Origin of the sequence: Roseateles saccharophilus (genome assembly GCF_031458095.1) — a bacterium.
In the GTDB taxonomy this organism is placed as follows: domain Bacteria; phylum Pseudomonadota; class Gammaproteobacteria; order Burkholderiales; family Burkholderiaceae_C; genus Pelomonas; species Pelomonas saccharophila_A.
Map to the genome: position 1 here is coordinate 1,797,905 of NZ_JAVDXU010000001.1, position 9,715 is coordinate 1,807,619.

At 67.2% G+C, this 9,715-nt stretch carries 8 protein-coding genes; 7 read left to right on the forward strand and 1 reads right to left on the reverse strand.

Annotated features, from left to right (window positions below; genetic code table 11):
• Window positions 1-3: 3 nt before the first annotated feature.
• Genes J2X20_RS08320 through J2X20_RS08350 form a run of 7 tightly spaced genes read left to right on the forward strand, consistent with a single transcriptional unit; the run spans window position 4 to window position 8,227 of the window.
• Entirely contained in the window at window positions 4-444 is a 441-nt protein-coding gene (locus J2X20_RS08320; RefSeq protein ID WP_310263284.1) for a type IV pilin protein, read from the forward strand.
• Window positions 438-1,061 carry a GspH/FimT family pseudopilin gene (locus J2X20_RS08325; RefSeq protein WP_310263285.1) on the forward strand — a complete coding sequence of 208 codons (624 nt, stop codon included), beginning with the start codon at window positions 438-440 and terminating at the stop codon, window positions 1,059-1,061. Before J2X20_RS08320 ends, J2X20_RS08325 begins: the two co-directional genes overlap by 7 nt.
• A complete protein-coding gene (locus J2X20_RS08330) occupies window positions 1,055-1,540 on the forward strand; it encodes a type IV pilus modification PilV family protein (protein WP_310263287.1) in 486 nt (161 codons plus the stop codon). Before J2X20_RS08325 ends, J2X20_RS08330 begins: the two co-directional genes overlap by 7 nt.
• Window positions 1,540-2,583 (forward strand): PilW family protein, encoded by a 1,044-nt coding sequence (locus J2X20_RS08335; protein ID WP_310263289.1) that lies wholly within the window; start codon window positions 1,540-1,542, stop codon window positions 2,581-2,583. The genes J2X20_RS08330 and J2X20_RS08335 overlap by 1 nt, the downstream gene beginning before the upstream one ends.
• On the forward strand, window positions 2,571-3,221 hold the full coding sequence (locus tag J2X20_RS08340) for a PilX N-terminal domain-containing pilus assembly protein (RefSeq protein ID WP_310263292.1): 651 nt from the start codon (window positions 2,571-2,573) through the stop codon (window positions 3,219-3,221). The genes J2X20_RS08335 and J2X20_RS08340 overlap by 13 nt, the downstream gene beginning before the upstream one ends.
• Before the next feature lie 31 nt (window positions 3,222-3,252).
• On the forward strand, window positions 3,253-7,566 hold the full coding sequence (locus J2X20_RS08345; protein ID WP_310263294.1) for a pilus assembly protein: 4,314 nt from the start codon (window positions 3,253-3,255) through the stop codon (window positions 7,564-7,566).
• Window position 7,567: 1 nt separating this feature from the next.
• Window positions 7,568-8,227, forward strand: coding sequence for a hypothetical protein (locus tag J2X20_RS08350; protein WP_310263295.1), 660 nt, complete (start codon window positions 7,568-7,570; stop codon window positions 8,225-8,227).
• A gap of 7 nt (window positions 8,228-8,234) precedes the next feature.
• On the opposite strand, the gene J2X20_RS08355 is transcribed toward J2X20_RS08350, so the two are convergent.
• Window positions 8,235-9,710, reverse strand: coding sequence for a glutamate synthase subunit beta (locus J2X20_RS08355; RefSeq protein ID WP_310263298.1), 1,476 nt, complete (start codon window positions 9,708-9,710; stop codon window positions 8,235-8,237).
• Window positions 9,711-9,715: the final 5 nt, after the last annotated feature.

Genomic DNA, 9,715 nt, shown 5'->3' on the forward strand with positions numbered 1-9,715 from the left:
AACATGCCCCGCCACAACCCCTCCTTCGCCAATCGCGGCTTCACCCTCGTGGAGCTGATGATCACCGTGGCCATCCTCGGCATCCTCGCTGCGGTGGCGATCCCGCAATACAAGGACTACGTGACGAGGGGCCGCATTCCGGATGCCACCTCGGGCCTCGCCGGCAAGCAGGTGCAGATGGAACAGTTCTATCAGGACAACCGCACCTATGTGGGTGCGCCGGCCTGCAGCTCCGACACGACGACCAGCAAGTACTACACCTTCTCCTGCGTCACCGGCAGCGCCACCGCCACGGCCTACACCCTGCAGGCCGTGGGCCGCAGTTCGATGGCGGGTTTCACCTACACGGTGACCCAGGCCGGCGCCAAGGCCACGACGGCCGTGCCGACCGGCTGGACCACGTCCACCACCTGCTGGGTCGCCAAGAAGGACGGCTCGTGCTAAACCCCATGCGTCAGCGCGGCGTCACCCTGATCGAGCTCGTCGTGGCCGTCGTCATCATGGGCGTCATGATGGCCATGGCCGCGCCGAGCTTCGGCACCTGGATCACCGGCACGCGCATCCGCTCGACGGCCGAGAGCATGCTGGCCGGCCTGCAATACGCCCGCAGCGAGGCCACGACGCGCAACACCCAGGTGCGCTTTCAGCTGACCACCTCGCTGGACGCCACCTGCGCCCTGAGCACCAGCAGCGCCAACTGGCTGGTCGACGTGGTGACCACCGACGCCAATGATTCGGTCGAAACCCGTTGCAACGCCACGCCGAGCGACACGGTCGCGCCCACCATCCTGCAGGTGCGCGCCGCCGCCGAAACCGGCTCCGGCATCGTCGTCGCCGCCGGGTCCAGCCAGATCATCTTCAACGGCCTCGGCCGCCAGGTGCCCATCGCACCGGCGACGGCGGCAGCCAACGTGTCCATCGACATCACGCCCGCCACCACGCGCGGCACGTGCGTGGCCAGTGGCGGCAAGGTCACCTGTCTGCGCATCGTCATCAACCCGGGTGGCCTGGTGCGCATGTGCAACCCCGCTGCCGCCTCGAGCGACCCCCAAGCATGCTGAACCACCGCCGCTCCCAATCCGGCGTCCTGCTGCTGGAAGTGCTGATCGCACTGCTGATCTTCTCCCTCGGCGTGCTCGGCCTCGTCGGCCTGCAGGCGAATGCCATCAAGCAGTCCGGCCAGTCCAAATACCGCATCGACGCAACGCTGCTGGCCAATGAGTTGATCGGCCAGATGTGGGTCGCCGACCGCAACTACACGACGCTGAACGCGGCCTTCACCAGCACCTCCGGCGGCGGCCCCAGCTACCGCGCATGGAAGACCAAGGTCCTGGCCGCCCTGCCCGGGGCCGACACCTATCCACCCACGGTCATCCTGACTCAGGTGAACCCGCTGAATGCCATCGTCGGCAACACCACCGTCGCCCCCGTCGGCCTGACGCCCAGCACCCGGGTGACCATCACGATGCAGTGGAAGGCGCCCGGCGAACCGTCCGGCGACCCCGCCCACAGCTTCGTGCTGACCAACGAGATCAAGTGATGCGCCGCCACCACTTTCACCGCCGCGTACGGGGCTTCAGCCTCGTCGAGCTGATGGTCGGCATCGTCGTCGCGATGGCCGCCGTTGTCGTCGTCATGCAGGTCTTCAAGGTCTCGGAAGGCCAGCGCCGCAACACCAGCGGCGGCGATGACGCGCAGACCACCGGCGCCATCGCCGTCAGCCTGCTGCAGCGCGACCTGCGCCAGGCCGGCCAGGGCTTCAGCAATGAGCAGATGCTGGATTGCCAACTCAACCTCACCAGCACCCGCAGCATCGCCAACCTGGCGCCCGTCATCATCAACCCGCCCGGCATTCCCGATGGCGAGGACAACACCGACGTGCTGCTGATCGGCTATGGCTCGGGCTGGGGTGCGCCGGAAGGCGGCCTGATCAATTCCCAGCCCGGCGCGGCGACCTATGCCGTGACGGCGCCCCAGGCCTACCAGCTGGGCGACCGCGTCGTCGCCGCACCGCAGAGCCGGGCCAGCCCCTGTGTGCTGACCCTGACAAGTCTGGCTGCCGCGCCGACATCGACGTCGGTCACCGTCACGCAAGGCATGGCCAATGCGTCCAACGGCACCCTGTTCAACCTGGGCCGCGCGCCCCGCTTCGTGGCCTACGCCGTGCGCTCGGGGCAATTGACCGCCTGCGACTTCATGACCCAGGACTGCACGAGCGCCGATCCGGCCAACTGGACCGATGTCGCCGAAGGCATCGTCAGCCTGCGTGCCGAGTATGCCCAGGACACCTCGACGCCGCGCGACGCCGTGGCCGACAGCTACAGCCAGACCGTATCGACGGCGACGCCGACCTACTGCGGATGGTCACGCATCGTCGGCCTACGCCTCGTCCTCGTCGCCCGCAGCCGCCAGGCCGAAAAGGAGGACGTGACCGCGTCCGCACCGACGTGGGCAGGCGCCGCATCCGTCTCGCTGACCGACCCCGACTGGCGGCGCTACCGCTACCGGACCTTCGAAACCACCGTGCCGCTGCGCAACACGCCCGCCGCCACCGCCGCGGCCTTCACATCATGCCCCCCCTGAACGCTCGCCCCCTCCGCCAAGCCGGCCAGCGCGGTCTCGTGCTGGTGCTGGCCCTCGTCGTGCTCGCCGCGATGTCGCTCGCCGCCGTCGGCCTGATGCGCGGCGTGTTCGGCAGCAACCGCGTCGCCGGCAACCTCGCCTACCAGCAGGCCGCCGTGCAGGCGGCCGACGTCGGCGTGGAAACCGCCATCGCCTGGCTCGAGCAGCGCACACGCGAGCTGGAGCAGCCCAACCCCAATGTCGCGACGCTGAGCCTGGCCAACAAGCTCTACAGCAACATCGTCAGGGGCACGGGCGAGCCCTATGCCTATGTGGCGACGCGGGCCGACCCGCCGGCCAACCAGACCTGGGACGCCTTCTGGCAGACCCTGACGACGGCCAATGTCGTCAACAACCTGCCCGTCGATGCCGCCGGCAACCAGGTCTCCTTCGTCATCCACCGCCTCTGCGCCAATGCCGGCGAGCCCTCGGTGAGCCGCTGCGAGGCGGCGCCCGTCCTGCCCGCCGCCATCCAGACCAGCAGCAAGTCCAGCAGCCTCAAGCTCAAGGAAGCCAGCCAGGTCTATTACCGCATCACGGTGCGTGTGCTGGGCCCGCGCAATGCCACCAGCTTCATCCAGACCATGGTCGCCATCTGAGCGGCCGCACCCGAACCACATCGAGGTCATCATGGTGTTCCGATCGCCCCGCCCCCTGATCCGCGCCGCGCTGGCAGTGCTGCTGACGGCCACGGCTCATTTCAGCAACGCGGACGTCATCGACGTCTCGCAGTCCCCCCTCATCGTCACCTCGCAGGATTCGGTCAAGGCCAACCTGCTCTTCATCCTCGACGACTCGGGCTCGATGAACTTCGACTTCCTGCCCGACCACATCAACGGTGACGGCAGCCCCGACCCGGCCCTGTGCCGCAGCAGCGGCGCCACGCCGGTCAACAGCGGCAACTTCAACAACACCTGCTGCATCGGCGGCAACAGCTCGGCCGCCTGCTGGACGGGTGCCGCCCCCTTCGGCAGCCTGCGCGGACAACCGCCCTTCCTGGCCGCCAGCTTCAACGGCCTGGCCTATGACCCCGCCGTCAACTACAAGCCGCCGATCAAGGCCGACAACACCTACTGGCCCAGCCAGACGCGTACGCAGACGTCCAACTGGACCTCGGTCAAGAACGACGCCTACAACGTCCAGAACACCGGTTCCATCAACCTGACGACGCAGTTCCCTGACACCGAATGGTGCGTGGACAGCAGCTACACCGACTGCCTGCGCAACGACAACTACATCCTGCCCGGCACCGTCAACAGCAAGGCCTACACGGTCTTCCACGCCACCGTCGCCACCGGCACCGGCGCCGTGGCCACCGGCGCCCCCGACAACCCGTCGGTCACCCTGGCACGCCCCTTCGGTCCGCATTACTACAACATCGTCGCCGCCGAGTACTGCAACGGTGTCGACCTGCGCGACTGCTCTGGCACCGCCGGAAACGGATACGTCTATGCCGCACCGCTGCGTTGGTGCAAGACCGACGCCGACTCGCGCGCCACCGCCCCGGCCGCCAACGCCTGCCAGGCCACGCGCAACAACGTCTTCTCCTACGCCCGCTTCCCGACCAAGTTCTTCAATGCCGGCCAGGCCGGCTCGCCCGAGGTGCGCGCGAAGGCGACGTTCACGATCACCGCCAACACGAGCTGCAGCATCCAGGTCACGGCCGTCACCGTCGGCGGCCTCAACCTGATGGGCACGGCCACGGCCTCCAGCACCAACCGCGGCACCATCGGCAATGCCATCCGCGACTCCATCAACAACAAGAATCCGGCGAGCGGCTACACGGCCTCCACCAGCAACAGCGGCCGCACGGTGACCATCACGGCGCCCGCCGGCCTGAACACGACAGCGCAGATCTCCTTCACGCGCACGCCGACGAACTGCACCTTCCCGCTGGACAACAACAACCCGGCCTTCAGCGGCTATGCCGCCGCCGTTCCTGCCACGCCCGGCATCTATGGCGGCAGCTTCCAGCGCGTCGACATCGTCTCGTCGACGACCAGCTATGCACGGCCCAGGACCCGGGACGACTGTGCAGCCATCGCCTCCGCGAGGGCGGCGGGCAACTGCACCTATGACGAAGAGATGACCAATTTCGCGAACTGGTGGACCTACTACCACTCGCGCATGCAGTCCATGAAGTCTTCGGCCGCGTTGGCTTTCGGTGCTGTCGGCAACAACCGCCGCGTCGGCTACATGAGCATCAACAACAACACCGGCACGGACTTCCTCAACCTCGACACCTTCGAGAACCGCACCTCGCCGGCCTACAACCAGAAGACCAACTGGTTCAACAAGCTGACCGCCGCCATTCCCAACAACTCGACGCCGCTGCGCAGCGCCCTGTCCAAGGCCGGCAAGCTGTACGCCGGCAAGTACAACCCCATCAACTCCCAGGGCACCACGCTCAACGGCGTGACCACGGTCGACCCGGTCCAGTATTCCTGCCAGCGCAACTTCACCATCCTGTCCACCGACGGCTTCTGGAACGAGACCTCGAACCCGACCAAGCTGGACGGCACCGAGATGGGCGACCAGGACGGCAGCCTGGTGCGGCCGATGCTGGACGGCTCGGCCACCGGCAACACCCTGGCCGACGTGGCCGCCTACTACCTGAACACCGACCTGCGCACCGGCACGACCGGCGCCAACGAGTGCAAGAGCTACAGCGGCACCAATGCCGATGTCTGCGGCAACGGCAATACCTCCCCCGACATCCTGCTGCAGAAGATGAAGACCTTCACCCTGGGCCTGGGTGCCTCGGGCTATATGCAGTTCTCGCCCACCTATCTGACCGACACGAGTGGCGACTTTCATGCGGTGAAGGAAGGCTCCACGCCCAACGGCGGCGTCTGCAGCTGGCAGAGCAGTGGCGACTGCAACTGGCCGACGCCGGTCAGCAACACGCTGACCACCATCGACGACCTCTGGCATGCAGCCGTCAACGGCGGCGGCACCTACTTCAGCGCCTCCAACCCGACGTCGCTCTACACCGGCCTGGCCAGCGCCATCAATTCCCTGGCCGGCCAGGTGGGCGCCGCCGCGGCGGCCACGACCAGCAACCCCAACGTCTCGGCCGGCGACAACCAGGTCTTCATCTCCAACTTCATCTCCTCCGAATGGTCGGGTGAACTCAGGAGCCAACGCCTGGACATCGACACTGGCGTGGTCCAGTCGGGGGCCTACGACTGGTCGGCCAGCGAGCGTCTGGACGCCAATACCTCGCGCAACATCTATTTGTTCTCGGCGGGCGCCGCGGACAAGCTCAAGGCCTTCAACTGGGGCTCGCTGACCGCCACCGAACAGGCTTATTTCTCGCTGGCCTATGTGACCACCACCGGCCGTGCACTGAGCCAGTTCTGCGCCTTCGGTCCCTACTGCGTGTCGGCTTCCGACCAGGCCGCGGCGGCCGGCCAGCCCCTGGTCGACTTCCTGCGCGGCGACCGCACCAACGAAGGCGATGTGACGGTCGCGACCAAGTACTTCCGCCAGCGCACCCACCGCCTGGGCGACATCGTCAACTCCGAGGCCGTCTACGTGTCGAGTTCCCTGGTGAACTACAACGATGCCGACTACGACACCTTCAAGGCCACGGTGTCCACACGCCAGGGCGTCGTCTATGTCGGCGCCAACGACGGCATGCTGCACGCCTTCCGTGCCGACACCGGCGACGAGGTCTGGGCCTATATGCCGACGGCCGTGCTGCCCAATCTCTACAAGCTGGCCGACAAGCAGTACGCGGTGCAACACCAGTACAGCGTCGACGGCACGCCCGTGGTGCAGGACGTCTATATCAATGGGGCCTGGCGCAGCATCCTCGTCGCCGGCCTGGGCGCGGGTGGCCGCAGCTATTACGCGCTGGACGTGACCGACCCCACCGCGCCCAAGGCCCTCTGGGAGTTCACCGACACCAACCTCGGCCTGACCGTCGGCAAGCCGGAAATCGGCAAGCTCGAGGATGGCACCTGGGTCGTCATCTTCGCCTCGGGCTACAACAATGTGTCGCCCGGCGATGGCGTCGGACGCCTCTATGTCGTCAACGCCGCCACGGGCGCACTGATCCGCAGCATCAGCACCGGCATGGGCAGCACCTCCACGCCCTCCGGCCTGGCCCATATCCGCGGCTGGGTGGAGAACAGCGACCTCGACAACACCATCGTGCGCGTCTACGCCGGCGACAACATGGGCAATCTCTGGCGCTTCGACGTCAACGACAACGTCGGTGCCGCCGGCTATGACGCCCAGCGCATCGCCACGTTGAAGTCCAGCACCGGCATCGCCCAGCCCATCACGTCGCGCCCCGAGCTCGGCTTGGTTGGCACCTATCCCATGGTCTTCGTCGGCACCGGCCGCTATCTGGGCCAGACCGACCTGACCGATACGAGCGCGCAGACCATCTATGGCATCAAGGACAACATGAATGGCACCGACATCGGTGACCCGCGCCTGACCGCCAACGCCTTCGTGCAGCAGACCCTGACCGCCGGCACCTGCCCGGCGAACTCCAACGCCTGCGCCAGCGGCGACGTGGTTCGCAAGGTGGCTGCTCCCAATCCGGTCAACCTGGCGAGCAATGGCGGCTGGTTCGTTGATCTGCCCCAGAGCCGCGAGCGCGTCAACACCGACCCGCAGCTGGCACTGGGCACCCTGGTCGTCACGTCCAACATCATCGAATCCGGCAACGTCTGCAAGGTGGGTGGCAGCAGCTGGGCCAACTTCCTGGACTACCGCACCGGCGCGGCGGTCGATTCGGCAAGGGGCGTCGCCAGCGTCTCTCTGGGTGACGCGATTGCCACGCGGCCGGCCCTGATCAAGTTGCCGAACAACAAGGTCATCAGCCTGTTCCGCCTGTCCAACGACAGCACCGTGTCGGCGCCGACGCCGACGCCCAGCACGTCCAACGCGACGCGCCGCCTGTCCTGGCGCGACCTGCTGCAGCAATGAGGTGAATGAGGCCGTGAAGGGCGGCAAACCGGTCCTGGTCAGCGCAGCCCTCGCGCTGGCCGCCCATGCCGCCCTGCTGCTGGGGCCCACCGGTCCGCGGGCGGGCCGGCAAGGCGCAAGCGCGCCGCCGGCCGTGACCGCAAGGCTCGCCATCGAAACGCCCGCCCCTGCCGAGCCACCGCCCCTGCCCGAGCCCGAGCCCACACCGGCCCCCGCCCCGGCCCAGGTGGCGGTGGCTTCCGCATCGGCCCAACCTCCGGCCGCGGCCGAAGTAGGCCCTCCCGACACCGAACCGCCCGTTTTCGAAGCGGCGGCACCGCGCATCGGCTTTCCTGATGCACCGCTGCCGGCCGATGGCGTGCAGTTGCGTGCCTATGTCGAACTGGAGGCGGACGGCAACCCACGGCAGATCAGCATGGCCAGCCCGCCCGGCACGGCCGTGCCGCCGCTGGGCTTCCAGAAGCTGGCCGAGATCGGCCTGAGGCAGGCGCGCTTCAAGCCCGGCCTGGGCTCGGCGTATTGCCTGCAGATCCGTTTCGAGCCGGACACTCCCGCGCCCAAACTCTCCTGGCTGCCTGGCGCCGCGCGCGACGTATCGCGCTGTCTGGCCGGTACTGCGCCGCCACCGCGCGATATCGACGTCGCGGCGTCAGCGCCCTGACGCGCCTTCAGCGCGGCAGCGTCGTCGAACCCATCAGATATTCGTCCACCGCGCGGGCGGCCTGGCGGCCTTCGCGGATGGCCCAGACCACCAGGCTCTGGCCGCGGCGCATGTCGCCAGCGGCGAAGACCTTGTCGACATTGGTCTTGTAGGCGTTGGCGCCTTCGGTCGTCGCCTTGCCGTTGCCGCGGGCATCCTTGTCGACGCCGAAGGCTTCCAGAATGGTGGCGACCGGCGACACGAAACCCATGGCCAGGAAGGCGATGTCGGCCTTGAGGACCTGCTCGCTGCCCTCGACCTCGATCATCTTGCCGCCTTCCCACTTCAGCCGCACGGTCTTGACGCCGGTCAACTTGCCCTTCTCGCCGATGAATTCCTTGGTGGCGATGGCGAACTCGCGCTCGCAACCCTCTTCATGGCTGGAGGAGGTGCGCAGCTTGATCGGCCAGTAGGGCCAGGTCAGCGGGCGGTCTTCCACTTCGGGCGGCTGGGGCAGCAGCTCGAACTGGGTCACGCTCTTGGCGCCGTGGCGGTTGCTCGTGCCGACGCAGTCGCTGCCGGTGTCGCCGCCGCCGATGACGATGACGTGCTTGCCGGCAGCCGTGATCTGGCCCTTGAGCTTGTCGCCGGCGTTGACCTTGTTCTGCTGCGGCAGGAACTCCATCGCGAAATGCACACCGGCGAGTTCGCGACCGGGCACGGGCAGGTCGCGCGACTGCTCGGCGCCGCCGGTCAGCACGATGGCGTCGAACTGCGCCTTCAGCTCATCGGCGGTGACCGTTTCCTTGGCCCAGTTGGTGACCTTGCTGCCCTCGGGCAGGGTCGCGACCATGACGCCGGTGCGGAACTCCACACCCTCGGCCTTCATCTGCTCGACACGGCGGTCGATATGGGACTTCTCCATCTTGAAGTCCGGGATGCCGTAGCGCAGCAGGCCGCCAACGCGGTCGTTCTTCTCGAAGACGGTGACGCTGTGACCGACGCGCGCCAGTTGCTGAGCAGCTGCCAAGCCGGCCGGGCCGGCGCCGACAACAGCGATCTTCTTGCCCGTCTTGACCTTGGGGGGTTGGGCGTGCACCCAGCCCTCGGCCCAGGCGCGATCGATGATGGCGTGCTCGATGGACTTGATGCCCACGGCGTCGTCATTGACGTTCAGCGTGCAGGCCGCCTCGCAAGGCGCGGGGCAGATGCGGCCGGTGAACTCCGGGAAGTTGTTGGTGCTGTGCAGAACGGTGATGGCGTTCTTCCAGTCTTCCGGCCGGCCCTTGTAGACCAGGTCGTTGAAGTCCGGAATGACGTTGTTGACCGGGCAGCCGTTGTTGCAGAACGGCGTGCCGCAGTCCATGCAGCGGGCGCCCTGCTGCTTGGCCTGGTCGACGTTCAACGCGATGACGAATTCCTTGTAGTTCTTGACGCGAGCGACGACGGGCTCGTAGCCCTCTTCGAGGCGCTCGTACTCCATGAAGCCGGTGACTTTTCCCATGCTTC

Bases quoted from the DNA above. Each gene is read 5' to 3' on its own strand.
- J2X20_RS08320 (WP_310263284.1), top strand. From the start codon at position 4: ATGCCCCGCCACAACCCCTCCTTCGCCAATCGCGGCTTCACCCTCGTG.
- J2X20_RS08330 (WP_310263287.1), top strand. From the start codon at position 1,055: ATGCTGAACCACCGCCGCTCCCAATCCGGCGTCCTGCTGCTGGAAGTG.
- J2X20_RS08335 (WP_310263289.1), top strand. From the start codon at position 1,540: ATGCGCCGCCACCACTTTCACCGCCGCGTACGGGGCTTCAGCCTCGTC.
- J2X20_RS08340 (WP_310263292.1), top strand. From the start codon at position 2,571: ATGCCCCCCCTGAACGCTCGCCCCCTCCGCCAAGCCGGCCAGCGCGGT.
- J2X20_RS08345 (WP_310263294.1), top strand. From the start codon at position 3,253: ATGGTGTTCCGATCGCCCCGCCCCCTGATCCGCGCCGCGCTGGCAGTG.
- J2X20_RS08355 (WP_310263298.1), bottom strand. From the start codon at position 9,710: ATGGGAAAAGTCACCGGCTTCATGGAGTACGAGCGCCTCGAAGAGGGC.